Annotated in this window: 29 protein-coding genes and 1 tRNA gene; 17 read left to right on the top strand and 13 right to left on the bottom strand. The window is 74.1% G+C overall.

The genetic code is table 11. The annotated features are described in order from the left end of the window. Positions 1-78 precede the first annotated feature (78 nt). The 6 genes from G1H19_RS07555 to G1H19_RS07580 all read left to right on the top strand — a co-directional run bounded on the left by G1H19_RS07555 (position 79) and on the right by G1H19_RS07580 (position 3857). Positions 79-240, top strand: coding sequence for a ribbon-helix-helix domain-containing protein (locus tag G1H19_RS07555; RefSeq protein WP_152729792.1), 162 nt, complete (start codon positions 79-81; stop codon positions 238-240). 5 nt (positions 241-245) lie between these two features. After that, on the top strand, positions 246-587 hold the full coding sequence (locus G1H19_RS07560) for a VOC family protein (protein WP_152730031.1): 342 nt from the start codon (positions 246-248) through the stop codon (positions 585-587). After that, a complete protein-coding gene (locus G1H19_RS07565; protein WP_162392696.1) occupies positions 571-1053 on the top strand; it encodes a protein-tyrosine phosphatase family protein in 483 nt (160 codons plus the stop codon). The genes G1H19_RS07560 and G1H19_RS07565 overlap by 17 nt, the downstream gene beginning before the upstream one ends. Positions 1054-1081: 28 nt before the next feature. Continuing rightward, on the top strand, positions 1082-1630 hold the full coding sequence (locus tag G1H19_RS07570; RefSeq protein ID WP_152729793.1) for a hypothetical protein: 549 nt from the start codon (positions 1082-1084) through the stop codon (positions 1628-1630). A 43-nt stretch (positions 1631-1673) separates the two neighbouring features. Then, positions 1674-2738, top strand: coding sequence for a winged helix DNA-binding domain-containing protein (locus tag G1H19_RS07575; protein WP_162392697.1), 1065 nt, complete (start codon positions 1674-1676; stop codon positions 2736-2738). Between the two features lie 237 nt (positions 2739-2975). Continuing rightward, positions 2976-3857, top strand: coding sequence for an endonuclease domain-containing protein (locus G1H19_RS07580; RefSeq protein ID WP_235928047.1), 882 nt, complete (start codon positions 2976-2978; stop codon positions 3855-3857). Positions 3858-3926: 69 nt separating this feature from the next. Here G1H19_RS07580 and paaE read toward each other — a convergent pair whose 3' ends face one another. From paaE to paaA, 5 genes are all read right to left on the bottom strand, one after another. Continuing rightward, positions 3927-5003 (bottom strand): 1,2-phenylacetyl-CoA epoxidase subunit PaaE, encoded by a 1077-nt coding sequence (paaE, locus tag G1H19_RS07585; RefSeq protein ID WP_162392698.1) that lies wholly within the window; start codon positions 5001-5003, stop codon positions 3927-3929. Then, on the bottom strand, positions 5003-5497 hold the full coding sequence (paaD, locus tag G1H19_RS07590; protein ID WP_235928048.1) for a 1,2-phenylacetyl-CoA epoxidase subunit PaaD: 495 nt from the start codon (positions 5495-5497) through the stop codon (positions 5003-5005). Before paaD ends, paaE begins: the two co-directional genes overlap by 1 nt. Before the next feature lie 5 nt (positions 5498-5502). After that, positions 5503-6414, bottom strand: a complete 912-nt coding sequence (gene paaC / locus G1H19_RS07595; protein WP_162392699.1) for a 1,2-phenylacetyl-CoA epoxidase subunit PaaC — start codon at positions 6412-6414, stop codon at positions 5503-5505. A gap of 76 nt (positions 6415-6490) precedes the next feature. Then, positions 6491-6853: a 1,2-phenylacetyl-CoA epoxidase subunit PaaB gene (paaB, locus tag G1H19_RS07600; RefSeq protein WP_162392700.1), complete on the bottom strand. Its 363-nt coding sequence runs from the start codon at positions 6851-6853 to the stop codon at positions 6491-6493. Next, a complete protein-coding gene (gene paaA, locus G1H19_RS07605) occupies positions 6850-7809 on the bottom strand; it encodes a 1,2-phenylacetyl-CoA epoxidase subunit PaaA (protein WP_152729795.1) in 960 nt (319 codons plus the stop codon). Before paaA ends, paaB begins: the two co-directional genes overlap by 4 nt. A 157-nt stretch (positions 7810-7966) precedes the next feature. Here paaA and paaK point away from each other — a divergent pair, with 157 nt between their 5' ends. Genes paaK through paaZ form a run of 3 tightly spaced genes read left to right on the top strand, consistent with a single transcriptional unit; the run spans position 7967 to position 11978 of the window. After that, complete coding sequence (gene paaK / locus G1H19_RS07610) at positions 7967-9283, top strand: phenylacetate--CoA ligase PaaK (protein WP_152729796.1); 1317 nt, start codon at positions 7967-7969, stop codon at positions 9281-9283. Next, positions 9280-9903: a TetR/AcrR family transcriptional regulator gene (locus G1H19_RS07615; RefSeq protein WP_162392701.1), complete on the top strand. Its 624-nt coding sequence runs from the start codon at positions 9280-9282 to the stop codon at positions 9901-9903. Before paaK ends, G1H19_RS07615 begins: the two co-directional genes overlap by 4 nt. Then, positions 9900-11978 carry a phenylacetic acid degradation bifunctional protein PaaZ gene (paaZ, locus tag G1H19_RS07620; RefSeq protein ID WP_235928049.1) on the top strand — a complete coding sequence of 693 codons (2079 nt, stop codon included), beginning with the start codon at positions 9900-9902 and terminating at the stop codon, positions 11976-11978. Before G1H19_RS07615 ends, paaZ begins: the two co-directional genes overlap by 4 nt. 20 nt (positions 11979-11998) lie before the next feature. Here paaZ and yczR read toward each other — a convergent pair whose 3' ends face one another. Then, on the bottom strand, positions 11999-13462 hold the full coding sequence (gene yczR, locus G1H19_RS07625; RefSeq protein ID WP_152729797.1) for a MocR-like transcription factor YczR: 1464 nt from the start codon (positions 13460-13462) through the stop codon (positions 11999-12001). A 61-nt stretch (positions 13463-13523) separates the two neighbouring features. Between yczR and G1H19_RS07630 the strand changes: the two genes are divergently transcribed. The 4 genes from G1H19_RS07630 (at position 13524) to G1H19_RS07645 (ending at position 16901) form a co-directional block, all read left to right on the top strand. After that, the gene (locus G1H19_RS07630; protein ID WP_162392702.1) at positions 13524-13700 is read left to right on the top strand and encodes a hypothetical protein; all 177 of its coding nucleotides are present in this window, start codon (positions 13524-13526) and stop codon (positions 13698-13700) included. Positions 13701-13733: 33 nt separating this feature from the next. After that, a complete protein-coding gene (locus G1H19_RS07635; RefSeq protein WP_162392703.1) occupies positions 13734-14744 on the top strand; it encodes an iron-siderophore ABC transporter substrate-binding protein in 1011 nt (336 codons plus the stop codon). A gap of 151 nt (positions 14745-14895) precedes the next feature. After that, positions 14896-15753, top strand: a complete 858-nt coding sequence (locus tag G1H19_RS07640) for an alpha/beta fold hydrolase (RefSeq protein WP_202925851.1) — start codon at positions 14896-14898, stop codon at positions 15751-15753. 47 nt (positions 15754-15800) lie between these two features. Further along, entirely contained in the window at positions 15801-16901 is a 1101-nt protein-coding gene (locus G1H19_RS07645; protein ID WP_152729798.1) for an NAD-dependent epimerase/dehydratase family protein, read from the top strand. 12 nt (positions 16902-16913) lie between these two features. On the opposite strand, the gene G1H19_RS07650 is transcribed toward G1H19_RS07645, so the two are convergent. The 3 genes from G1H19_RS07650 to G1H19_RS07660 all read right to left on the bottom strand — a co-directional run bounded on the left by G1H19_RS07650 (position 16914) and on the right by G1H19_RS07660 (position 19502). Further along, entirely contained in the window at positions 16914-17327 is a 414-nt protein-coding gene (locus G1H19_RS07650; protein WP_162392704.1) for a VOC family protein, read from the bottom strand. 78 nt (positions 17328-17405) lie between these two features. After that, positions 17406-18557 carry an acyl-CoA dehydrogenase family protein gene (locus tag G1H19_RS07655; RefSeq protein ID WP_152729799.1) on the bottom strand — a complete coding sequence of 384 codons (1152 nt, stop codon included), beginning with the start codon at positions 18555-18557 and terminating at the stop codon, positions 17406-17408. 87 nt (positions 18558-18644) lie between these two features. Then, positions 18645-19502: an aldo/keto reductase gene (locus tag G1H19_RS07660; protein ID WP_152729800.1), complete on the bottom strand. Its 858-nt coding sequence runs from the start codon at positions 19500-19502 to the stop codon at positions 18645-18647. Positions 19503-19662: 160 nt separating this feature from the next. Between G1H19_RS07660 and G1H19_RS07665 the strand changes: the two genes are divergently transcribed. Beyond that, positions 19663-20244, top strand: a complete 582-nt coding sequence (locus G1H19_RS07665; RefSeq protein ID WP_162392705.1) for a histidine phosphatase family protein — start codon at positions 19663-19665, stop codon at positions 20242-20244. Positions 20245-20250: 6 nt separating this feature from the next. On the opposite strand, the gene G1H19_RS07670 is transcribed toward G1H19_RS07665, so the two are convergent. After that, positions 20251-21462, bottom strand: a complete 1212-nt coding sequence (locus tag G1H19_RS07670; RefSeq protein ID WP_235928050.1) for an EAL domain-containing protein — start codon at positions 21460-21462, stop codon at positions 20251-20253. Positions 21463-21630: 168 nt separating this feature from the next. Here G1H19_RS07670 and G1H19_RS07675 point away from each other — a divergent pair, with 168 nt between their 5' ends. After that, positions 21631-22260 (top strand): TetR/AcrR family transcriptional regulator, encoded by a 630-nt coding sequence (locus G1H19_RS07675; RefSeq protein ID WP_152729801.1) that lies wholly within the window; start codon positions 21631-21633, stop codon positions 22258-22260. Between the two features lie 18 nt (positions 22261-22278). Here G1H19_RS07675 and G1H19_RS07680 read toward each other — a convergent pair whose 3' ends face one another. Continuing rightward, positions 22279-22785 (bottom strand): DUF427 domain-containing protein, encoded by a 507-nt coding sequence (locus G1H19_RS07680; RefSeq protein WP_152729802.1) that lies wholly within the window; start codon positions 22783-22785, stop codon positions 22279-22281. Positions 22786-22820: 35 nt separating this feature from the next. Then, a complete protein-coding gene (locus G1H19_RS07685; protein ID WP_162392706.1) occupies positions 22821-23051 on the bottom strand; it encodes a DUF3618 domain-containing protein in 231 nt (76 codons plus the stop codon). 64 nt (positions 23052-23115) lie between these two features. On the opposite strand from G1H19_RS07685, the gene G1H19_RS07690 reads away from it, so the two are divergent. Next, positions 23116-23196: transfer RNA gene (locus tag G1H19_RS07690), tRNA-Leu, on the top strand. Positions 23197-23212: 16 nt separating this feature from the next. Here the strand turns inward: G1H19_RS07690 and G1H19_RS07695 are convergent. After that, positions 23213-24106 carry a LysR family transcriptional regulator gene (locus G1H19_RS07695; protein ID WP_162392707.1) on the bottom strand — a complete coding sequence of 298 codons (894 nt, stop codon included), beginning with the start codon at positions 24104-24106 and terminating at the stop codon, positions 23213-23215. A gap of 243 nt (positions 24107-24349) precedes the next feature. Between G1H19_RS07695 and G1H19_RS07700 the strand changes: the two genes are divergently transcribed. Beyond that, positions 24350-25525 (top strand): pyridoxal phosphate-dependent aminotransferase, encoded by a 1176-nt coding sequence (locus G1H19_RS07700; protein ID WP_152729804.1) that lies wholly within the window; start codon positions 24350-24352, stop codon positions 25523-25525. Positions 25526-25537: the final 12 nt, after the last annotated feature.

Genomic DNA, 25537 nt, shown 5'->3' on the forward strand with positions numbered 1-25537 from the left:
CGCGCGGTACGGGGCGACCACTGGTGCACACCCGCGGCTGCCGACCCGGCCCCCCGACTAGTTTGCTGGCATTCGAGCATGCCACCTGACGGCAAGCAGCAGTTCAACGTCTACCTGCCCCCGGCACTCGTCCGCCGCGTCAAGCACGCGGCCGTCGATGCCGGTGAGTCGCTGTCGCTCTTCGTCGAGCAGGCGCTCACCGCCCACCTGTCCCGGCTCGAGGAGGACGACCGTCCGTGAAGCTCATGCCCATCCGCTACTGCTCGGACGTCGCCGCGTCCGCCCGCTTCTACCGTGCCCTCGGCCTGGACGGCGGCCCGGTCTCCCGGCCCGGGGAGTGGGCCGAGCTGCCCGCCGCCACCGGCATGCTGGCCTTGCACCACGCCGGCGGGGAGAGCCCGGCCGGGTCGTGCGAGCTGGCCTTCGAGTGCGACGAACCGCTCGAGGCCGTCGCCGACCGGCTGCGCGCCGCCGGGTTCACCCCGGACGGTGTGGTCGACGAGAGCTTCGGCCGCTCGCTGCGGGTCGCCGACCCGGACGGGGTGTGGGTGCAGGTCAACGAGCACGACCGTGACCTCTACACCTGACACCAGCGACGACGGGGCGCCGCGGGAGGACGCCCCCTGGCCGCCGGGGACGCCCGGGCTGCTGGCCCTGCCGTCCGGCCGGCTGGTCCGGGGTCGCGCACTGGGGCGGCCGCTGCCGCCGGGCCCGCCGCCGACGTTCGCCGTGCACCTGCTCGGCGCGCCACCCCCCGACCCCGGCTGGGAGCACCGCTGGGTGGCCTGGCCGGACTTCCGGCTGCCCCGCGACCCGGCGGCGTTCACCGAGGTGCTCATCGAGGCGTGGCACCGGTCGGCGACCGGTCGGGTGGAGGTCGCCTGCCACGGCGGACACGGCCGCACCGGCACGGCGCTGGCGTGTCTCGCCGTCCTGGACGGGGTGGCGCCGGCCGACGCGGTGCGCTTCGTGCGGGAGCGGTACGCCCGCCGCGCGGTGGAGACGCCCGGCCAGCGCCGGTTCGTCGCCCGCTTCCGGGCTCCGGTGCGCTGAGACCCGCGGCGGCCGATACCGTCGGACCATGCTGCAGCCACCGGCTCCCGAGAGCCTCCCCACCCCGGACCGCAGCGACGACGAGACCCCGGCACCCGACCCGCGCGCCGCGCGGGACGAGGGCGTGGTGACCGGGCTGGCCGACCGCGAGCGACTGGTCGAGCTGATCCTGCAGGCCCACGACGAGGACCACGCCGCGACCCTCGTCACCGAGGGCCTCGACCTCGCGCCGGGAGCGGCCGAGGCACTGCTGGAGCTCCAGCTCAAGCAGCTCACCTACGCCCGCCGTGCCGAGCTCGTCGACGAGCTGACGGTGCGGACGACGCCCTGGGGCCCGCCGATGACCCTCCAGGCCAGCTTTCCCACGCCGACCACCGCCCGGATCACCATCGACGACGCCGAGCACCAGGTGCGCACCGGCAACCGGCACGACACCCAGCTCCAGCTGGTGCAGCTGGTCACCCGGCTGGTCGCCCGCCCCCGCCTGCGCCCGGTCACCGTCACCACGGGCAGCCGGCAGTGGATCGTGGTCCAGCCCGACGGCCACGCCACCTGGCAGGACGACGAGCCCGGCTGACGCGGGAGCTCCGATGTGGCGCCCGCGACCCTAGGGTGGCCTCGTGCTCCAGGTCACCCGGTCGCAGGCGCTGGCGAGCCGGGTGCGGGCGCAGCAGCTCGACCGGGAGGCCGGCTCCGCCGACGACGCGGACGCGCTCGACCTGGGCGTGCAGGACACCGGCCCGGACGGCGGGCTGTGGGCGCTGGCGATCCGCGGCGTCGTACCCGCCGACAGCGGGCTGGCCACCGTCTGGACGGTCCGCGGCGCCCCGCACCTCTACCGCCGCGCCGATCTGCCGCAGATCGCCGCGGCGACCGCGCCGTTCTCCGACGCCGACGCCGGCAAGCGGATCTTCGACGCGAGCAAGCCGCTGCAGGCGGCCGGGATCGGCAACCTGGAGGCGCTGGACGCCGTCGCCTCCACGATGCGCTCGGTCGTGCGCGAGCCGACGGTCAAGGGCGTGATGTCCCGGCGGGTCGCCGATCTGATGCCGGCGCCCTACCTGCGGCACTGCCGGCCCTGCGACGCCGTCCACCTGTACGAGCAGCCGTTCCGCCTGGCGGCGCTGCGAGCCGGGCTGGAGCTCGTGGCCGGCACCTCTCCCCCCGTGCTGCAGCCGATCCCCGACTTCGCACCGGCCCCGGTCGCGGGCGAGCGGTTCGACGTGGTGCGCGGCTACCTGCGCCTGCTCGGCCCGGCGACCCCGCAGGACGTCGCCGGCTACCTCGACGCCCCGGTCAAGGACGTCAGGGCCCGCTGGCCGGCCGACGCGGTGGTGGTCTCCGTCGACGGCAGGCCGTGCTGGGCCCTCGGTGACCTGGACGGCGACCCGGTGCGCGGCGTCCGGCTGCTCGGGCCGTTCGACCCGTTCCTGCAGGCCCGGGACCGCACCCTGCTGGTACCCGACCGGGACCGGCAGAAGGAGCTGTGGCCGGTCCTCGGCCGGCCCGGCGGCGTGCTGGCCGACGGGGAACTCGCCGGCACGTGGCGGGCAGCCAAGAAGAACCGGACGGTCGCGGTCACCGCGCACCTGTGGTCCCAGGTCAGCCAGGTCGCGATCACGGAGCAGGCCGAGCGACTGGCCGCCTACCGCGGACTCGAGCTGTCCCGCGTGGCGATCGGCTGACCGGACGGGTCGACAGGCCGAGCAGTCGACACGGGGACGTGTCGACATGGACACACCGTGGCCAGGTCCCCGCCCCACCACTGCCGGCGCGCCGTCCGGTCACGACCGCTCGCTCATCTCCCGCGAGTGTCGGCCCAGCGGGGTCTCGGCCACCCGGACACCCCGCTGGACCGACACTCGACGGGCCTGTGGACGACGGCAGCGGGCTCGGGGGTGATCGGGGCAGCATCTGCGCTCGTGCCTCGGCCTGCGATGCGACCGTCCTCGCTGGTCAGCGGGCCGTTCCGGGGCACCGACGCCGTGCACCGTGGGCTGCTCACCCGCGACCAGCTGCGCGGGCGTGCGTGGTGCCGGCTGTTCCCCGACGTCTACTGCGACGCCCGGCTCCCGGCGACCCACATGCTGCTCTGCCGCGCCGGCTGCCTCGCCGTCCCCCGCGCCGTGGTCACCGGGCGCAGTGCGGCCGTGCTGTGGGGTGTCGACCTCGCCGGCACCACCGACACCGTCGAGCTGACCGTGCCGCCGGGATCGTCGGCGCGCACGTTGACCGGTGTCCGGGTCAGGCGTGCACGGCTGACACCCGAGGAGGTCACCCGTCGGCGGTCGCTCCCGGTGACCACCCCGCTGGCCACTGCGGTCGAGGTGGCGCGGACGAGCGTCGACCTGGAGGGCGCCGTGATCGCCCTCGACCGGTTGGTCGTCTCCGGGGTCGTCGACCTGGACGCGGTCCGCCGGGCCGCTCATCTCACGACCGGCCGTGGATGCGGGCAGCTGCGGCGGGCCGCCGACCTCGCCGACGGACTGGCCGAGTCGCCGCAGGAGACCCGGCTGCGGCTGCTCCTGGGTGGGTCCGGCCTGCCGCGGCCGGTCGCCCAGCACCGCATCGTCGTGGCCGGCGTCGTCCTGGCGAGGGTCGACTTCGGCTGGCCGGAGCGCAAGGTCGCCGTCGAGTACGACGGGTCGTGGCATGCCGAGCCGGGGCAGTTCGCGAAGGACCGCCGGCGACTCAACCGGCTCACCGCCGCCGGCTGGCGCATCGTCTTCGTCACCGCCGCCGACCTGTACCACCCGGCCGAGCTGGTCGCCCGGATCGCCGCCGCGCTGGCCTTCCTGCCGTGACGCCCGTCGAGTGTCGATTCAGCGGGGTGTCCGGCCGCTGGAGACCCCGCCGAGCCGACACTCGGGGGGTCAGGCGTCGAAGTCGATGGTGACGGCGTCGGAGACGGGCAGGGTCTGGCAGGTGAGCACGTAGCCCGCGTCTACCTCGCTGGCGTCGAGGGCGTAGTTGCGCCGCATGTCGACGTCGCCGTCGGTGACCCGGGCGCGGCAGGTGCCGCACACGCCGCCCTTGCAGGCGAATGGGAGGTCGCTGCGCACGCGCTGGGCGGAGTCGAGCACGGGTGCGTCCTTGGGCAGCGCCAGCGTGGTGGACCGGCCGTCCAGGACGACGGTGACCTGGCTGCTCGGCCCGTCGAGGACCTCGTCGTCGCCGCGCACCGGCACCGGAGGCACGTCGTCGACGAAGAACAGCTCCTGGTGCACCTTCTCCGCCGGCACCCCGAGCTCGGCGAGCAGCTCGCGGGCCTCGGTCACCATGCCGTGCGGGCCGCAGAGCCACCAGTGGTCGGTGTCCTCGACGTCGACCAGCGCGCTCACGAGGGTGCGCAGCCGGTCGCCGTCCAGCCGGCCGCTGGTGACCTCGGCGTCTCGGGGTTCGCGGGAGAGCACGTGCACCAGTTGCAGCCGGGAGCCGTGGCGGTCCTTCAGGTCGGCCAGTTCGTCGGCGAACATCACCGTGTTGGTGCGCCGGTTGCCGTAGAAGACGGTGACCGTCGACTCGCCGTCCCGCAGCACCGTGCCGGCCAGGCTGAGCACCGGGGTGACCCCCGAGCCGGCGACGACGAACACGTGGTCGGCCGGGGTGGAGACGTCCGCGGTGAAGGTGCCGGACGGCGGCAGCACCTCGATCGTGTCGCCGGCCTGCACCTCGTTGACCAGCCAGGCGGAGAAGAAACCGCCCGGCACCTCCCGGACACCGACCCGCGGCGGCGAGCCCATCGGCGCGCAGATCGAGTACGACCGGCGCTCATCGCGCTCGCCGTCCACCCGGCGCAGCGTCAGCGCCTGCCCGGGCCGGAACGCGTAGTCCTCGGCCAGCTCCGGCGGGACGTCGAAGGTCACCGCGACCGCGTCGTCGGTCAGCCGCTCGACCCGGGCGACCGTCAGCTGGTGGAACTGCGGTCGCCTGCGCTGGGTGCTGGTCACTAGACCTCCTTCACGTGCTCGAACGGCTCGGCGCAGCTGCGGCACCGGCGCATGGCCTTGCACGCCGTCGCGCTGAACTCGCTGACCTCAACGGTGTCCGCCGATCCGCAGACCGGGCAGGACGCCGTCCGCCGGCTCGGTCCGAGGGTGAGCGGGACGGGCCCGGACGGGCGGACCGGCGCCTTCCCGGGCGGCGCGATGCCACCGTCGGCGAGCTTGCGCCGGCCGGCCTCGCTGATCCAGTCGGTGCTCCAGGGCGGCGACAGGACGGTGCGCACGTCGACCTCGGCGAACCCTGCCCGGTGCAGCGCGTGGACCAGGTCGGCCCGCATCACGCCCATCGCCGGGCAGCCGGAGTAGGTCGGCGTGATCTCGACGACCACGGTGCCGGCCTCCTCGCGCACGTCCCGCAGCACCCCGAGGTCGGCCAGCGTCAGCATCGGCAGCTCCGGGTCGGTCACCGTCTCCGCCACTGCCCGCGCGCTCGTCACCACCGCCGTCACCAGGTGGCTGCGGGGTGCTGGCGGGCGAGGCCCTGGAGGTCGGCGAGCAGGGCGGTGAGCTCGGGGCCGTGCCGGCCGAGGCGGCCGCTGGGGGCGGCGTCGGCGGGCCAGGCGGGGACGGCGAGCGTGGCCCGCTCGACGACCATCGTCAGGACACCGGTGACCTCGTCGCGCAGCTCGGCGGGGTCGACGGCGACGCCGGCCTCGACCAGCCGGCGCTCGACGTCGGTGGCGGTGAACAGATCGGCCGTCAGCGGCCAGACGGCGTCGACGCCGGCCTGCGCGCGGCGGTGCGACTCGGTCGTGCCGTCACCGAGGCGGAGCAGCCAGCGGGCGGCGTGGTCGCGGTGGTAGGTCAGCTCGTGCACGCCCTTGGCGGCGATCGCGGCGAGCACCGGGTCGCGGGAGGTGCGCAGCCGGGTGAACAGCGCGAGCCGCCATGCCGAGGCCACCAGCAGCCGCACCATCGTCCGGGCGAAGTCGCCGTTCTCCGCCTCGACCAGCGCGGTGTTGCGGAACTCGTCGGCGTCGCGGAAGTAGGCGAGCGCGTCCTCGTCCGGGATGGAGTCGGTCGCCTGCTCGCGGGACCGGCCCAGCACCCCGACCGAGCCGGCGCGGGCGAGCAGCAGCCGCGCCTGGCCGAGCAGGTCGAGCCCGCTGTTGGCCAGCGCGACCTCCTCCTCCAGCTCCGGCGCGTTGGTCGCCCACTGCGTCAGCCGCTGGCACAGCACGAGCGCGTCGTCACCCAGCATCAGGCAGTAGACGCCCAGGTCAGCCGGGTCGATGCCCTCCGGCACCGTGGTGTCCACCCCGGCCAGCGGGTCGTCGAACCCGGTGCCGAACGCCCACTGCCCCTCGCCCCCATGGGCATGGTCCAGCGCGTCGTACACCGTCTCCTCGTGCGCCACGGACGCGCTCCTCACTTTTTCGGGCAAAAGTCAGTTCACTTCTTCGGGGGAAGGAGCTGGGAGTCAGGGGGGCCGTTCAGATGTGGGGGACGTCGTCCGGGATCTCGTAGAAGGTCGGGTGCCGGTAGACCTTGTCGCCGGACGGCGCGAACATGGGGTCCTTCTCGTCCGGCGAGGACGCCGTGATGTGCGTGGCCTTGACGACCCAGATGCTGACGCCCTCGTTGCGGCGGGTGTAGAGGTCGCGGGCGGCGTGCACCGCCATCTCGTCGTCCGGGGCGTGCAGCGAGCCGACGTGCACGTGGTTCAGCCCGCGCTTGCCCCGGACGAACACCTCGTACAGCGGCCAGTCGCGGCGGGCCGCCTTGCCCGTCCCGGTCGGCACCTCGGGCCCGGTCGGCACTGCCCCGTGGCCACCCTCGGCGGTCAGGTCGCTCACGACGCGTGCTTCTCCGCGTACGCGGTCGCCGCCTCGATCACCCACGCGTTGTCGTCGCGGGCGGCCCGGCGGCGGGCGATGCGCTCGGCGTTGGCCGGGCCGTTGCCGGAGATGACCCGCTTGAACTCGTCCCAGTCGATCTGGCCGAACCGGTACCGCCCGGTCGAGGGGTCCAGCCGCAGCTCCGGGTCGGGCAGCGTGACGCCGAGCGCTTCGGCCTGCGGGACCGACATGTCGACGTAGCGCTGGCGCAGCTCGTCGTTGGAGTGCCGCTTGATGCCCCACGCCATCGACTGCGCCGAGTTGGGGCTGTCGTCGTCCGGCGGGCCGAACATCATCAGCGACGGCCACCACCAGCGGTCGACGGCGTCCTGGACCATGGCCCGCTGCTCGTCGGTGCCGCGCATCATCGTCATCAGGAGCTCGTAGCCCTGCCGCTGGTGGAAGGACTCCTCCTTGCAGACCCTGATCATCGCGCGGGCGTAGGGCCCGTACGACGAGCGGCACAGCGGCACCTGGTTGCAGATCGCCGCGCCGTCCACGAGCCAGCCGATGACGCCGACGTCGGCGTAGGTGAGCGTCGGGTAGTTGAAGATCGAGCTGTACTTATGCCGGCCCTCGATCAGCTTGTCGGTGAGGTCGGCCCGGTCGGCGCCGAGCGTCTCGGCCGCGGAGTAGAGGTACATGCCGTGGCCGGCCTCGTCCTGCACCTTGGCCAGCAGGATCGCCTTGCGGCGCAGCGACGGCGCGGCGAGCAGCCAGTCGCCCTCGGGCTGCATGCCGATGATCTCCGAGTGCGCGTGCTGGGCGATCTGCCGGATCAGGCCCTTGCGGTATCCCTCGGGCATCCAGTCGCGCGGTTCGACGCGCTTGTCGGCGGCGATCGTGGCGTCGAAGTGCGCCTGCAGCGCGGCCTCGTCCGGAGCGGCCGGGCGGTCGAGCGTGGGTGCGGACATCGGGGGCCTCCGATCAATTACTGACCAAGCGGTCGGTAATCAGTGTGCCCCAGAACCATGCCGCGCACAACCCGTCTTGACAGCGCGTGCCGGGCCGAGTTGATTACTGACCACCCGGTCGGTAATCACGTGCGGCCCGGAAGGCGAGGAGAGCGGCATGACGACGCGGCGACTGGGCCAGGCCCCCGATCCGGCACTCCTGGACGACGCCGAGCGGATGGGCGTCGACGAGCTGCGCGCCCTCCAGCTGCAGCGGCTGCAGTGGACGTTGCGGCACGCCTATGAGAACGTCCCGCACTACACCAAGGTCTTCGACGCGGCCGGCGTGCACCCCGACGACTGCCGCTCGCTGGAGGACCTGGCCCGCTTCCCCACCACGTCGAAGGCGGACCTGCGGGAGAACTACCCGTTCGGCATGTTCGCCGTCCCGCGGGAGCAGGTCCGCCGGGTGCACGCGTCGTCGGGCACCACCGGCCGCCCCACCGTCGTCGGGTACACGGAGCAGGACATCCGCACCTGGGCGACCGTCATGGCCCGGTCGATCCGCGCGTCCGGTGGCCGGGCGGGCGACGTGCTGCACAACGCCTACGGCTACGGGCTGTTCACCGGCGGGCTGGGCGCGCACTACGGCGCCGAGGAGCTGGGCTGCACGGTCGTCCCGGTGTCCGGCGGCATGACCCCGCGCCAGGTGCAGCTGATCACCGACTTCGCGCCGCGGATCATCATGGTGACGCCCAGCTACATGCTCACCGTCATCGACGAGTTCGAGAAGCAGGGCATCGACCCGCGGACGTCGTCCCTGCAGATCGGGATCTTCGGCGCCGAGCCGTGGACCGAGCAGATGCGCCAGGAGATGGAGCAGCGCCTGGACATCGACGCGGTCGACATCTACGGGCTGAGCGAGGTGATGGGCCCCGGCGTCGCCAACGAGTGCGTGGAGACCAAGGACGGCCTGCACGTCTGGGAGGACCACTTCTACCCCGAGGTCGTCGACCCGCTGACCGCGGAGCCACTGCCGGCCGGGGAGCGCGGCGAGCTGCTGTTCACCTCGCTGACCAAGGAGGCGATGCCGATCATCCGGTACCGCACCCGCGACCTCACCCGGCTGCTGCCCGGCACCGCCCGCCCCGGCATGCGCCGGATGGAGAAGGTCACCGGCCGCACCGACGACATGATCATCCTGCGCGGGGTGAACGTCTTCCCGACCCAGATCGAGGAGGTCGTGCTCCGGACGCCGGGGCTGTCGCCGCACTTCTCGCTGCTGCTGTCCACCCGCGGCCGGATGGACCACCTGACCGTCACCGTCGAGGCCCGCCCGGACTGCCCGCCCGCCCGCCGGGCCGACGCCGCCGAGGAGGTCGCCCGGGCCGTCAAGGAGACGGTCGGCGTCAGCATGGACGTCCAGGTGGTCGACCCGGAGACCCTGGCCCGGTCGGTGGGCAAGCTGCAGCGGCTCGTGGACCAGCGCTCGTGACCGTCGCCGCGCGCCGGGGGCGGCCGGGGCACTCGCTGGACTCGCTGCTCGACGTCGCCGTCGAGGTGTTCAACGAGCGCGGCTACGAGGCGACGTCGATGGACTCCCTCGCCGAGCGGCTGGGGGTCACCAAGTCGGCGATCTACCACCACGTGCCGAGCAAGGTCGAGCTGCTGCGCCTCGCGCTGGACCGGGCGCTGGACGGGCTGTTCGCCGTCCTCGCCGAGCCGGCGGCGACCAGCGGCCCGGCGATCGACCGGCTGGAGCACGTCGTCCGCGGGTCGGTCCGGGTGCTCACCGGCGAGCTCCCCTTCGTGACGCTGCTGCTGCGGGTGCGCGGCAACACCGAGGTCGAGCAGCACGCCCTCGGGCGCCGGCGCGAGTTCGACCGGGTCGTCACCGACCTGGTGCGCCTGGCCGAGGACGAGGGCAGCGTCCGCCCGGACGTCGACCCCGCGGTCACCAGCCGGCTGCTCTTCGGCACCGTCAACTCGCTCACCGAGTGGTACCGCCCCGGCGGCCCGCTCACCCCCGACGCCCTGGCCGACGCCCTCGTCACCACCCTCTTCACCGGCCTGCGCACCACCCCTCCTGACTTCTTCGGGAAGAAGTCAAGGTGAAGGACGACGTCAAGGAGCTGCACACGATGACCGCACCGCTGCTGGAGAGCCACATCGCCGGACGCTGGGTCGCCGCCGATGACGAGGGCACACCTCTGCCGGACGCCGTGACCGGGGAGACCGTCGCCCGGGTGTCCACCGCCGGCGTCGACGTCACCGCGATGCTCGACCACGCCCGCCGGGTCGGCGGCCCGGCGCTGCGCGAGCTGACGTTCCACCAGCGGGCCGGCCTGCTCAAGGCGCTGGGCCTGAAGCTGATGGCCGGCAAGGACGAGTTCTACGCGCTGAGCCGCCGCACCGGCGCCACCGACCGGGACTCCGCCGTGGACGTCGACGGCGGGTTCGGCACGCTGCTGTCCTACGCCAGCAAGGCCCGCCGCGAGCTGCCCGACGACACCGTCGTCCTGGACGGCGCACCGGAGGTGCTGGGCAAGCGGGGCACGTTCCTCGGCCAGCACGTCTACACCTCGATGCGCGGGGTCGCCGTGCAGGTCAACGCCTTCAACTTCCCGGTGTGGGGGATGCTGGAGAAGCTGGCACCGGCGTTCCTGGCCGGCGTCCCGACGGTGGTGAAGCCGGGCAGCCAGACCGCCTACCTCACCGAGCTGGTGTTCCGCCGGATGGTCGAGTCGGGGCTGCTGCCCGAGGGCTCGGTGCAGCTGCTCGTGGGCAACCCCGCCGGGCTGCTCGACTCCCTGGGCGGGCAGGACCTGGTCTTCTTCACCGGCTCGGCCGAGACCGCCCGCAAGCTGCGCAGCACGCCGGCGGTGCTGGCCAACTCGGTGCGGTTCAACGCCGAGGCGGACTCGCTGAACTGCTCGGTGCTGGGCCCGGACGCCACCCCGGACACCCCCGAGTTCGGCCTGTTCGTCGACCAGCTGGTCACCGAGATGACGGTCAAGGCCGGCCAGAAGTGCACCGCGATCCGCCGCGCCCTGGTCCCCCGCGCACTCGTGGACGACGTCGTCGAGGCGACCCGGGTGAAGCTCGCCGAGGTCGTGGTCGGCGACCCGGCCGCCGAGGGCGTGACCATGGGCGCGCTGGCCAGCCCGGACCAGCGCCGCGAGGTGCTGAAGGCCGTCGGCGCGCTGCGCGGGGTGGCGCGGCTGGTCGCCGGTGACCCGGACGACTTCACGGTCCGCGGCGCGGACCGCGAGCGCGGGGCCTTCCTGCCGCCGATGCTGCTGCGCTGCGACGACCTGGGCGCCGGCGAGCCGCACGACGTCGAGGCGTTCGGCCCGGTGAGCACCGTGCTGCCCTACGACTCCGTCGCCGATGCCGTGGCCCTCGCAGAACGTGGTCAGGGGTCGCTGGTCGGCTCCCTGGTCACCCACGACCCGGCGGTCGCGCGGGAGTTCGTGCTGGGTGCCGCGCACGCGCACGGCCGGATCCTGGTCCTGGACCGGGACGACGCCCGGGAGAGCACCGGCCACGGCTCCCCGCTGCCGGTGCTGGTGCACGGCGGCCCGGGCCGGGCCGGCGGCGGTGAGGAGCTGGGCGGCATCCGCGGCGTGCTGCACCACATGCAGCGCACCGCCGTGCAGGGCTCACCCGACGTGCTCACCGAGGTCGGCGGCCGCTGGATGACCGGCGCCCGGCGCACCGACGACGGGGTGCACCCGTTCCGGAAGTCGCTGGCCGAGCTGCGCATCGGCGACTCGGTCACCGCCGGCCCGCGCGAGGTGACCCTGGCCGACGTCGAGCACTTCGCCGAGTTCACCGGCGACACGTTCTACGCGCACATGGACGAGGCGGCCGCCGCGGCGAACCCCCTGTTCGGCGGCCGGGTGGCGCACGGCTACCTCATCGTCTCCTTCGCCGCCGGGCTGTTCGTCGACCCCGACCCGGGCCCGGTCCTGGCCAACTACGGGGTCGACGGCCTGCGGTTCCTGACCCCGGTCAAGCCCGGGGACACGCTGACGGTGACGCTGACCTGCAAGCAGATCAGCCCGCGGGGCGGTGCCGAGCACGGCGAGGTGCGCTGGGACGCCGTCGTGGTCAACTCCGAGGGGAAGCCGGTCGCCACCTACGACGTGCTGACGATGGTCGCCAAGCAGTGGCCCCCGGCGGCGTGACACCCCGCCGGGGGTGACGCTCAGACGACGGCGACCGCTCGTGAGGTCCGGCCGGCCGTCGTCTGCACCTGGCCGACCAGCCCGGCCAGCACGGCGACCGCGGTGCGCAGGTCGTCCTCACCGAGGGTGAAGGGCAGCCGCAGGTGGTCGTCGAAGGCGTGCCCGGTGCCGAACGCCCGCCCCTCGGCGAGCACCAGCCCGTGCGGGGCGGCGGCAGCGGCGAGCGCCGCCGAGCCCAGCCCGGCGGGGAGACGGCACCACAGCGACAGCCCGCCGGCCGGCGGCGTCACCTGCCAGTCCGGCAGGTGCTCGGCGAGCTCGCCCAGCAGCACGTCGCGCCGGTGCCGCAGCAGCGCGCGGCGCTCGGCCAGGACGTCGTCCCAGCGGGCGAACAACTCGACGGCGGTCAGCTGGTCCAGCGCGCTGACCGTCATCTGCCGGTGGCCCAGCGCGGCACCGAGCCGGGCGGCGAGGGCGGCATCGGTGCGCAGCCAGCCGATCCGCAGGCCACCCCACACCACCTTGCTGAGCCCACCGAGCGTCACGGTCGCGGCGTCCGGCAGGCTCGCGGCGAAGGGCGGCACGTCCTGCGCGCCGTCCAGGCGCAACTCCGCGGAGACCTCGTCGACGACGCCGAGCACGCCGTGGCGCCACAGCGTCGCGGCCAGCCGGCGCCGGCCGGCGGCCGACAGCACGGCCCCGGACGGGTTGGAGAAGTCGGGCATCAGGTAGGCCAGCCGGGGCGCGCTCTGCCGGGCCGCGAGGTGCACGGCCTCGACGAGCGCATCCGGGGCGGCGGCGTCGACCGGCACCGGGATGCAGCGCCCACCGGCCTGCTCGATCACGGTGACCGCGCCCGGGTAGGTGGGGTGCTCGACCAGCACCCGGTCGCCGGCCTGCACCAGGGTCTGCAGCACGACGGCGGTGGCGTCCATCGTGCCGGCGGTGACCACGACCTGCTCGGGTTCGGTGGGCAGCCCGCGGGCGGTGAAGCGCGCGGCGACCGCGGCCCGCAGCGACGGCAGACCGCCGGGGTGGTAGCCGTGGTCGTCGAGCAGCCGGGGCAGCTGGTCCAGCGCGGCGCGGTAGGCCGGCACCAGCTGCCCCGCCGCGCCCGGGGCCGCGTGCGCGAGGTCGACCAGGCCGGTGTCGTGCGGCGGCCAGTCGGCTGCCGCCCGGCCGGGCGGCAGCTCGACCACCGTGCCCGACCCGTGCCGGGTGCGGGCGAAGCCCTCCTCCCGGAGCACGCGGTAGGCCGAGGCGACGGTGACCCGGCTCAGCCCGAGGGCGGCGGCGAGCTCCCGCTCCCCGGGCAGCCGGGTGCCCACCGGCAGCTCGCCGGAGGCGACCCGCTCCCGCACCCGGCGGGCCAAGGCGGCGTAGCGCGGGCCGGGCAGGTCGTCGAGCGACCCCAGGGCGGACCCGAACGCGCGGGCGGACCCGGACGCGACGGCCGACCCGGGCAGCTGACCGACCACTGGCATGCAGGCCACCATGCCGTATTGGACCGATCCACACCAGTCCTCGCGCCGCCAGGCTGGTCGCATGACCTCCACTGGACTGTTCCTGACCCTGCTCGTGCTGGCGATCGGCAGCCTGTGTGCGACCACCGTGCTCCTCGCCGCACGGGGCGGACGCGGCCCGGGCGACCCGCCGGCCAGCCACCCGCCGCCGTCCCGGCAGGGGTGGGGCCACCCGGCCGGACACAGCAGGCTAGGTTAGCCTCGCCTAATCACCACCCCGGAGGTCCTCACCGTGCGCTCTACCCGTCCCGTCCGCCTCGTCGCCCCCCTGGCGGTGGCCGCCCTGCTGGTCACCGGCTGCGGCTCCTCGGAGTCCGACACCGACTCGTCCGCGGCCGGCGGGTCCTCCTCCGGTGCCTTCCCGGTCACCATCGAGCACACGTTCGGCGAGACCGTCATCGACGAGCAGCCGGTCGACGTCGTCACGTGGGGCTTCGGCAGCACCGACGCCGCCCTGGCCCTCGGCGTCGTCCCGGTCGCCATCCCGACGCAGACCTACGGCGGGGACGCCGAGGGCGTGCTGCCGTGGATCGGCGAGAAGCTGGACGAGATGGGCGCCGAGCGGCCGACCATGCTGCCCGACGGCGACGAGGTGCCCTTCGAGGCCATCGCCGCGGCCCAGCCGGACGTCATCCTGGCCAACTACTCGGGCATCACCGAGGAGGAGTACCGGACCCTCAGCGAGATCGCGCCGACCGTCGCCTACCCCGGTGAGGCGTGGGCGACCCCGTGGCGCGACGTCGTCACCACCGTCGGGCAGGCGCTCGGCAAGGCCGAGGAGGCCGAGCAGCTGGTCGCCGACACCGACAAGGTGATCTCCGATGCCGCCGCCGAGCACCCGGAGCTGCAGGGCAAGACCGTCGCCGCCGTCTGGGACACCGCCGGCACCTTCTACGTCTACAAGCCGGCCGACGCCCGGGTGGAGTTCCTCACCGACCTGGGCCTGACCGTGGCGCCGAGCGTGACCGCGCTGGACAGCGGCGAGTCGACCTTCTACACCACGATCAGCTACGAGCAGGTGCCCGAGCTGACCAGCGACATCCTGCTCAGCTACGCCTCCACCCCGGAGGAGGCGGCGACCTTCGACGCCCAGCCGTACACGCAGCTGATGCCGCAGGTGCAGTCCGGCCACCACGCCACCATGATCGGCACCGAGGCCATCGCCGCGGTGTCCCCGCCGACCGTCCTGTCGCTCACCTACAGCCTGGACGACTACCTGCAGGTGCTCTCCGACGCCGCCTGACACAGCGACCGACACGAACTCCTCGCCACGATGGCCATCGTGGCGAGGAGTTCGTGTCGATGGTGTCCGGGTGTCGATGTCGCTCCCGTCCCCGGCCGGGGGCCGGTCGGGTGCGGGAGTGAGGGCGCGCCGCGCCGGGCATGCTGTCGGCGTGGACACCTTCCGACGCGGTCCCCTCGTCTTCGACGTCCGTGACGGCGGCCCCGCCGACGGCGAACCGGTCGTACTGCTGCACGGCTTCCCGCAGGACTCCTCGGCCTACGACCGGCTGGCGACGGCGCTGCACGGCCAGGGCTTCCGCACGCTGGCCCCGGACCAGCGCGGCTACTCCCCCGGCGCCCGGCCGACCGGCCGCTCGGCCTACGCGCTGCGCGAGCTGGTGGACGACGTCCGGGCGCTGCTGGACTCCGCCGGCCTGCGCAGCGCGCACGTGGTCGGCCACGACTGGGGCGCCGTGGTGGCCTGGGCGCTCGCCGCGTGGCACCCGGAGCGGGTGCGCACGCTCACCGCGCTGTCGGTGCCGCACCCGGCCGCGTTCAGCCGCGCCCTGATCACCAGCCCGCAGGCGCTGATGAGCACCTACATCGCGTTCTTCCAGCTGCCGGCGTTGCCCGAGCGGGTCCTGCTGGCCGGCAACGGCACCCCGCTGACCCGCCTGCTGGAGACCATGGGGCTCCACCGGGACCACGCCGAGCGCTACGTCGCCCGGATGCGCGAGCCCGGGGCACTCACCGCCGCCCTGGACTGGTACCGGGCGCTGCCCTTCTCCGCCCGCGCGATGGCCGGCACCCGGGGACGGGGCACCGTCGGCAGGATCACGGTGCCGACGCTGCACGTGTGGAGCTCGGGCGACCCGGCCTTGTCCCGCGCCGGCGCGGAGGCCACCGGGCGGTACGTGGACGCCCCGTACCAGCTGGAGGTGCTGCTCGGGGTGCCGCACTGGATCCCCGAGGTGGCCGCCGAGCACACCGCCGGGCTGGTCGTCGCGCACGCCCGCACGCACGGCTGAGCCGCGGGCGAGGGGTGGGCACCGGCATCGGTGGGTAGCCGACCGGCATGTCTGCACTCACCACCGGACGCCTCCAGGGCATGACCGTCGCCGTCACCGGGGTCACCGGGAACGTCGGCACCGGCCTGCTGCGCGCGCTCCGCGACTCGGGGGTGGCCGAGGTCCGCGGGCTCTCCCGCCGCCCGCCGCCGCCCACCCAGCTCTTCTCCGACGTCCGCTGGACCCGCGCCGACCTGGGCGAGGAGGCCAGCAGCGCCGCACTGGCCGAGCTGCTCGAGGGCGCCGATGCCGTCGTGCACACCGCGTGGCTGCTGTCCCCCGACCGGGACCACGACCTGCTGCAGCGGTGCAACGTCGACGGCACCCGGCGGGTGATGGAGGCGGCGGTCGCCGCCGGCGTGGGCCACGTCGTCCACCTGTCCTCCCTCGGCGCGTACGCCGCCGGGCCGCCGGCACGGCGGATCACCGAGGACTGGCCGACCACCGGGGTGCCGTCCTCGCAGTACAGCCGGATGAAGGTCGCCACCGAGCAGATCGTGCGGGACGTCGTCGGCGCCGCGCCGGACACCGCGATCACCATGATCCGGCCCACCCTGGTGCTCCAGCCGGACGCCGCGAGCGAGATCGGCCGCTACTTCCTCGGCCCGTTCGCGCTGGCCGCGGTGCGCATGGTGCCCGGCTCGCTGGCCAGCAGGCTGCCGCTGCCGCTGCCCGGTGACCTGCACCTGGGCTTCGTGCACGCCGACGACGTGGGCCAGGCGCTGGTCCGGGTGCTGGACCGCCGGGCCGACGGCGCCTTCAACCTGACCGCCGACCCGATCATGGGCCCGGCGGAGATCGCCGAGGCACTGGGCACCGTGCGCGTGCCGGTGCCGGCCGCCCTGCTGCGGGCCGGGCTGCAGGCCGCCTACGCAGCCCACCTGGTGCCGATCGAGCCCGGGTGGCTCGACCTGGGCCTCGGCGTGCCCGCGCTGGACAACACCCGGGCCAAGCGACTGCTGGAGTGGACGCCGCGGCACACCGGCAACCACCTGCTGCCGGAGTTCGTCGCCGCGCTGAGCCGCGGCCAGGGCGCGCCCGGGGACATCATGCGGCCGGCCGGCAGCGTGCCCGAGCACCCCGCCCAGCCGGCCGACTCGCGCAGCTGACGGCGCCGGCGGTCAGCCCGCGGGGGCGAAGAGCTCCAGGGCGATGCCGTCGGGGTCCCGGAACTCCAGGATGTGCCCGGCACCGATGTCCTTGACACCGCTGTGCGCGATGCCCTTCTCGTCGAGCATCGCCGCAGCGGCGTGCAGTTCCGCGGTGTCGACCAGGAAGCTGACGTGGTCCAACCCGGTGCGGTCCTCGTCGAAGCCGTCGTCGGCGACCGGGCGCAGGCCGAGCAGGCTGTCGCCGAGGGCGTAGATCACCCCGCCGTAGAGGAAGCCGAGCTGCTCGCGGGTGGCGTCGTCGGCGTCCGCGGGCACCTCGAAGGCCACCGGGAGGCCGAAGACGTCGTCGTAGAAGGCGCGGGACCGGGCGATGTCGGTGACGGTGAGGCGGACATGGGCGAAGGCGCTGGTCCTGATGGGCACGACCCGATCATGCACCGCCCTGCTCGACCGCGCCGCGGACGTCGGACCCCGTCCGGGCGTGCACCGGCCGCTCGGGCGTCACCGCGGCATGCCGGCCTCGCGCAGCAGCGACCCGCCGATGATCACCTTTTGCACCTCGCTGGTGCCCTCGTAGAGCCGGTACAGCCGGGCGTCGCGGTAGAAGCGCTCGACCGGCGTGGTGCGCAGGTAGCCCAGCCCGCCGTGCACCTGCACGGCGCGGTCGGTGGCCCGGCCGACCATCTCGCTGCACCACAGCTTGGCCGCGGACGGACCGACCGAGGTGTCCTCACCGGAGTCGTAACGCCGCGCGACGTCGAGCACCATGCTGCGGCCGGCGATCAGCTCGGCGTGCATGTCGGCGAGCATCGCCTGCACCAGCTGGAAGCGGCCGATCGGCGCACCGCCCTGCTTCGCGGTGGCCGCGTAGGCGACCGACTCGTCGAGCACCCGCTGTGCCATGCCGACGCACAGCGCCGCCACGTGCAGCCGGCCGCGGGAGAGCACGGTGAGCGCCTTGGCGTACCCGCGGCCCTCCTCGCCGACCAGCGCGTCGCCGTCGACCCGGACGTCGTCGAAGAACACCTCCGCCGTCCAGGCGCCGGACTGGCCCATCTTCCTGTCGTGCGGGCCCACGCTCACCCCGGGCAGCGAGGCGTCGACGACGAAGCTGGAGATGCCGCGGCCACCGGCCGCGGCCGGGTCGCTGCGGGCGAAGACGACGAACAGGTCCGCGATCGGCGCGTTGGTGATGTACCGCTTGCCGCCGGCGATCACCCAGCCGTCGCCGTCGCGACGGGCACTGGTGCGCAGGCCGGCGGGGTCGGACCCGGCCTCGGCCTCGGTGAGGGCGAAGGAGCCGATCAGCTCACCGGCGGCCAGCCGCGGCAGGTACGTCTTCTTCTGCTCGTCGCTGCCGAACTTCGCGATCACCTGCCCGGCGATGCCGTTGTTGGTGCCGAACAGGCTGCGGAAGGCCGGCGTCGTGTAGCCGAACTCGAAGGCCAGCTGCACGTCCTCGACCATGGTGACGCCGAGCCCGCCGAACTCCTCGGGCAGCGCGTAGCCGAACAGGCCCATGTCGGCCGCCGCCCCGCGCAGCTCCTCGGGCACGCGGTCGTGCCGGTCGATCTCCTCCTCGCGCGGGAGCACGACCTCCCGCACGAGCTGCCGCACCGCGGCCCGGACCTGGTCGAAGACGTCGGCGTCCATGGCTGCATCATCGTCGCCCGGGGCCCGCCCGCGCGAGCAGGCCCGGCGACCTCCCCGCCGTCCCGGGCGGGACGGCGGGGTGCGGCCTCAGGCCAGCCCGTCCAGGCGTGCCATGTCGGCCTCGGACAGCGTCAGCTGGGCGGCGCCGAGGTTCTCCCGCAGGTGGTCGACGGACTTGGTGCCCGGGATGGGCAGCACGACCGGCGACTTCTGCAGCAGCCAGGCCAGCGCGACCTGCGACGGGGTGGCGTCCAGCTCGGCGGCGATCGCCGCGACCGGGCTGTCCGGGCGGGCCAGGTCACCGGTGGCGATCGGGAACCACGGGATGAAGGCGATGCCCTCGGCGGTGGCGTGGTCGAGCACGTCCTGGCTCTGCCGGTTGGTCAGGTTGTACAGGTTCTGCACGCTGGCGATCGGGGTGATCTGCTGCGCGGCCCGGAGCTCCTCGACGGAGACCTCGGAGACGCCGATGTGCCGGACCTTGCCCTCCTCGCGCAGCTCCGCGAAGGCGCCGAGCTGGTCGGCCAGCGGGACGCCCGGGTCGATGCGGTGCAGCTGGATGAGGTCGATCCGCTCCACCCGCAGGTGCCGCAGGGAGAGCTCCACCTGCTGCCGGAGGTAGGCGGGGTGGCCCACCGGCGTCCAGATGCCGGGGCCCTGGCGGGTCAGCCCCGCCTTGGTGCCGACGACGAGCGAGGCGGGGTAGGGGTGCAGCGCCTCGGCGATGAGCTGCTCGCTGACCAGCGGGCCGTAGGAGTCGGCGGTGTCGATGAAGTCGACGCCGAGCTCGACGGCGGCCCGCAGCACGGCGAGGGCGGCGTCGCGGTCGACCGGCTCACCCCAGACGCCGGGGCCGGGCAGCTGCATGGCGCCGTAGCCGAGGCGGTGCACGGTGAGGTCGCCACCGAGGTCGAAGGTGTCCCGGGCTGTCGTGGAGGTGGTCATGCCGGGCACAGCGAGCACGACCGGCCCGGGCTTCCCGATGCGCGCGGCATGTGACCGGGACCACCACTCGGCGGCCCCGCCCGCGCGGCGCGGCGGCGGCTGGGCCAGGCTGGTCGGGTCGGCCCGGGCGGCGGGCCGGCCACGGTGAGGAGACGGACGCGTGGGCGAACTCGTGGTGGTCAGGCACGGACAGACCGAGTGGAGCAAGAGCGGTCAGCACACCGGGGTCACCGACCTGCCGCTGCTGCCGGAGGGCGAGGAGCGGGCCCGGGTGCTCGGCACGGAGCTGGCCGGCCGCAGGTTCGCCCAGGTGCTGGTCAGCCCGCGCCGGCGGGCACAGCACACCGCCGAGCTGGCCGGCCTGCACCCGGTCGAGGTCGACGAGGACCTGGTGGAGGTCGACTACGGCGGCTACGAGGGCCGCACCACGCCGGAGATCAGCGCTGAGCTCGGCCGGGAGTGGTCGCTGTGGACGCTGGGCACGGTGCCCGGCGACACCCCCGGGGAGAGCCTGGGTGACGTGACGGCGCGGGTCGACCGGGTGCTGGACCGGGTGCAGCCCGCCCTGGCCGACGGTGACGTCGCGCTGGTCGCCCACGGCCACGTGCTGCGCATCCTCACCGCGCGCTACCTGCGGCTGGCCCCGGAGTCCGGGGCCCTGTTCGCCCTGGCCGCCGGGTCCTACGGCGTGCTGGGCCGGGAGCACGGCCGGCCCGTGCTCACCGGGTGGAACGTGGGCTGACCGGGCTCAGCCCGCGGCCGGCCGGTCGTCGGTCGTGGCGGCCGGCTGCAGGACCGGACGGCCGAACAGCCAGCCCTGGCCCAGGTCCGCGCCGAGCGCGGCCACCTCCTGGGCCGTCTCCTCGTCCTCCACGCCCTCGGCCACCACGGTGGCACCGCGGGAGTGGGCCAGCTCGACGACGGCCGCCACCACGGCCCGGGCGCCCGGTGCGGGCAGCTGCTGCACCAGCGCCTTGTCCAGCTTGACGACGTCGGGCCGCAGCGCTCCGAGCAGCCCCAGGCTCGACCAGCCGGCGCCGTCCAGGGCGACCCGCCAGCCCAGCGAGCGGTGGTGCTCCAGCAGGGCGACCAGGTGCCCGCGGTCGACGACGGCGTGCGACTCGACCACCTCGATCACCAGCTGCCCCGGGGCGACCCCGAGTTCGGCGGCCAGCGCCTCGGTGCCGGCCAGGCACACCTGCGGGCGGTGCACCGACGCCGGGTGCAGGTTGACGTACAGGTCGGCCGAGCCCAGCCAGGGCGCCGCGCCGCCGAGCGCCGCGTGCCGGGCCACCCGGTCCAGCTCGGGCAGCCAGCCGGCGGCCTCGGCCAGGAAGAACAGGTCACCGCCGCCCACGTGCCGGCCGTCGACCTGACCCCGCAGCAGGGCCTCGTGCCCGGTGACCCGCCGGTCGGCGAGGGAGACGATCGGCTGGTAGACCGGCCACAGGTCGGCCTCGACGAGCAACCCGATCTCGGCACTGACGCCCCGGCGGGCGAGCTCCACGGCGAGGGTCGGGGCCACGAGCAGCTGCGCGGCCAGCCGGACGCCGTCGGCGGCGGGGTCGGTGGCGATCCGCAGCTGCTCGGTCTCGGCGACGGTGAGCTCGCGGGCCAGCCGGTCCAGCAGGCCGAGCAGGCCGGCGCCGTCGCCGGGGTCCACGACGTCGAGCAGTCCGGGCGCGCGGGCGACGTCGAGCCCGAGCCCGCCGGCGTTGTCCACCACCGCCGGCAGCAGGTGCCCGACCGTCGTGGCGAACAGCGCGCGGCGCGGCCGCACCGGCAGCGGCCAGTCCGGCCGGGGCACGGCGAACGGCTCGGGCCCGGCCGCGACCGGGCCGAGCGCCAGCGAGCGAGCCCGCACCGACCCGGCGGCGGGCGGCGCCAGGACGGCGGGCCTGGCGCCGCGCCGCTGCCGCGGACGGGCGGGCCCGTCCGCGCGGCCGATGAGCTGGGTCACCCGGCCAGGATGACCGAGTTCGGCAGCCGACGCGCCCAGGCGCGCCCGCACGGGGGCCGTCGAGTCCTCCGCCGCGGTCACATCCGCAGGTCAGGAGGTGGTGTTCAACTCCCCGGAGCAGGCGTGGGGCGCTATTGAACCAGGGGTTCCCGGTCTAAAGTGCGACTCATGGTCTCCCCCACCGCCGCCGAGAACGTGCGGCCCAATCGCGGCGGCAGGCCGCGCGACCCGTCCCGCGACGGAGTGATCCGCGCGGCCATCCTGCGGCTGCTGGCCGACAGCGGTTACGCGGCCCTCACCATGGACGCCGTGGCGTCCGAGGCGGGCGTGGGCAAGGCGACGATCTACCGCCGCTGGCGCACCAAGAGCGACCTGGTCGTCGACACGATCTCCGAGGTCAACCGCACCGAGGCGCTCGTGCCCGACACCGGCAGCCTGGAGGGGGACCTCCGCATGCTGCTGCACGCGCTGGTGACCACCATGAACTCCCCGCTGGGTTCGGCGACCGTCAGCCTGCTGTCCACGCTGCCCCACCAGCCCGCTCTCGCCGCGGCCTTCCGCAACGGCCCGCTCGGGCAGTGGACCCACAGCTTCAACGAGGTCTGGGCCCAGGCCGAGCGCCGCGGTGAGGTCGCCGCCGGCCAGGCGACCGGCCCGGTGCCCGACGTAGCCTCGGCGATGCTCGTGCAGCGCTGGCTGCTCACCGGCGACACGGTCGACGACGACTACGCCGACCTCGTGCTCGAGCAGGTCGTCATGCCGCTGGTGCGCTCGGCGACGGCTGCCCAGCCTGCCTGACGGCGGGCCGGGGGTGTGTCACCATCCCCGGCTGCCGGGCCCGCCCTTGAACGGCCCGACCACCTCGGCGGTGATCCAGCCGCCGTAGAAGTCGCCCTGCTGCGACAGCACCACCTCGCCGTCGACCAGGGCGCGCTCCACCTTGCTCGGGTAGAACGCCACGGCGCCGGCCAGGTGCTCGTACCCGGGGGTGGGCCGCTCATAGGACCAGCCCACCGCGGGCGTCCGGACGCCGTCCACGACGGCGTCCCAGTAGGTCGCCGTGCCCTTGAACTCGCACCACGAGGCGCCCTGCCCGCGCTCCAGCACGCCCTCGACGACGTCCCCGCGGGGCACGTAGAACACCGGTGGGTGGCTGGTCTCGCACACCCGGATCGCTCGCTGGGTGCGGGCCACGACACGGCCGCCGATCTCGACGACGACCCGGCGCGGGCTGACCTCGGCCGACGGCGGGCGCGGGTAGTCCCACACCGACTCCTGTCCGGGTCCGACCGGGTCGGGGGTGGGATGGTGGCTGGAGAACATGGCCCCAGTGTGCGCCCGCACGTGCGGGCGCCGGCTCAGCGGCGGCGGTGCCGGATCCGCTGCACGACGACGAAGGTGACCAGCACGCCGATCGCGCCGATGGTGGCCTTGCCGGCCGGGGACTCCAGCCAGCGCTGCGCGGCGACCTGCCCCTGCGCCTTCAGCCTGTTCGGGCTGCCCCGGTACGCGATCTCGTCGAGGGTCGCGGCGAGCGACTCCCGAGCAGCGTCGATCTCCAGCTGGATCTGTCGGGGGTCGCGGGGCACGCGCCAGATCGTGCCATGCCGCGGGCGGCCGCGCGCTGCCACACCGTCCTAGACTCCCCCCGACGCGGGAGTGGTGTAACGGCAGCCACGCCAGACTTAGGATCTGGTGCCTTCGGGCGTGGGGGTTCGAGTCCCCCCTCCCGCACGGTCGGTCACGCCCGTCAGCCCCCGAGTCGGACCGTCAGTTCGTCGAAGAGGCGCAGCACCACCCGGGGTCGGTGGACGGTCCTGGTCACGCCGAGGATCTCGCGGGGCGGACAGCTGAGGTCGTCCGGGAGCGCCACGGGGCGGATCAGGCCGCGATCGATGGACGGCGCCGCGACATGGGTCGGCAGGAGTCCGACGGCGCAGCCGGTCTGGATCAGCGCGAGGGAGCTCTGGAACTCCTCCACCTCGTAGCGGATGGTCGGCTTGAAGCGCAGGGAACGCGCCCATCGTTCGAGCAGGCGTCGATCTCCGTTCCCCGCGTGCCCCGCGACCCACCTGGCGTCGACACACGCCGCGAAGTCCCAGTCCCGGTCGCTCGAGGCGACCAGCGTCAGCGCGTCGTGCCCGAGCTGGCTGACCTGGAAGCCGTCCCGCGCGTACGGCTCGTCGTCCGGCAGGTAGCGATAGGCGACGAGCGCATCGATCTCACCCGACTTCACCATGCGCAACCCCGCCGGGGTCTCCACCTCGACGATGTGCAGCCGCACGCCGTCGGCGACGCCCGACAGAGCTGGTGCGACCAGATGGGCGAGCGCAGAGGGGAAGCTACCGAGCCGCAGTTCCTCGACGTGGCCGTCTGCCAGCTCGCCCACGGCGTCCTGGAAGGAGGTCGTAGAGACCAACAGCTCCGCCGCGGCTGCCTGCACCGCCCGACCGGCTGCGGTGAGCACGAGCCGGCTGCCCGGGCTGCGGTCGATGAGCCGCACTCTGAGCTCACGTTCCAGGTCGGCCACGTGGCTCGACACGGCGGACGGGACGTACCCCAGCGCTGTGGCTGCGTCGGTCATGGAGCCCTGCGAGGCGACCTCGAGGAAGGTTCGGAGAATCTTGAGGTTCGGGAGGCTCATCACGTTCTCTGAACTATTCGTTCGCGATCTTTCGCTGTACCTGCAGCATCCTGCCAGCTGACACTTCTGGGACGCCGGAGACGCTCTGCCTGGCCGGCCTCGCCCTGGGCCGCGGGTACGTCCGTGCCGACGCCGTCGTCCTGTCCACCGGGGGTCGGCACGCGGTGGGTACCGAGTCGACCTGACGACCGCTCGTCCCGACCGCCAGCTCTGCCCCCACCCTCGCCCGATCGGGAGCCCACCATGTACATCGCACCTCGGTTGCAGGACATGCAGCGATCCGGCATCCGCGAGATCGGCGAGCTGGCCGGTCGCCTCGACGACGTCGTCCGTCTCGAGATCGGTGAGCCCGACCTGGACACGCCTCCGCACATCATCGAGGCCGCCCATGACGCGGCGTCCCGCGGTATGACGCACTACGCGCCCAACACCGGACTCCCCGAGCTGCGGGAAGCCCTGGCCGACAAGGTCACCTCGGTCAACGGCGTGGCCGCCGGCCCGGACGACGTGATCGTCACCAACGGCGCGGTGCAAGGTCTCTTCAGCGTGCTCACCTCGATCGTCAGCCGGGGTGACGACGTGCTGCTCCCGAATCCCGGATGGCCCAACTACCGGATGATGGCCGACATCCTCGGCATCGAGGCACGCGGTTACCGGATCGACGTGCTCACCGGGCAGCCGGACCTCGATCACCTCGCCTCGCTGGTGACGCCGCGGACCCGGGCCCTCGTGCTGAACAGCCCGTCGAATCCCCTGGGCACCGTGATCGAGGCCGCCGGCCTCGCCGCCCTGCACGCGTTCGCCGAGCACCACGACCTGTGGATCGTCTCCGACGAGGTGTACGACCAGCTGGTCTTCACCGGCGAGCACACGGCCGCCGGCTCCCTGGAGGCTCGTCCGGAACGGGTGATCAGCGTCTACAGCTTCTCGAAGACGTACGCGATGACGGGTTGGCGCGTGGGCTACGTGGTCAGCCCGCCCGCGCTGCACCCCACGCTCGCCAAGCTGCAGGAGCCGATCATCTCCTGCGTCAACACACCGGCACAGTTCGCCGCGCTGGCCGCACTGACCGGCCCCCAGGAGTGCGTCCGCGTCGGCGTGGAGACCTACCGCGAACGCGCACGATCCGTGGGCGGCATGCTCGGCGATGCCGGGATCGGCTACACCGAGCCCGCCGGCGGCTTCTACCTGTGGCTCGACGTGGGAGAGCGCAACGGCCAGGAGGTCGCCCGCGCACTCGTGGCACACCACGGGGTCGCTGTCGCGCCGGGGCCCACGTTCGGCAGTGCGGGCAGGCACGCGATCAGGGTCGCTCTGGCGAACTCGGACCTCGAGCTCACGCGCGGCGTCCAGCGCCTCGTCGGCAGCGGCCTGCTCCCCGGGCGCGAGCAGGGCAACCGCGGGGTGCTGGCCCGGTGACGAGCCGGACGC

Origin of the sequence: Goekera deserti, from assembly GCF_010685995.1 — a bacterium.
GTDB lineage: Bacteria > Actinomycetota > Actinomycetes > Mycobacteriales > Geodermatophilaceae > Goekera > Goekera deserti.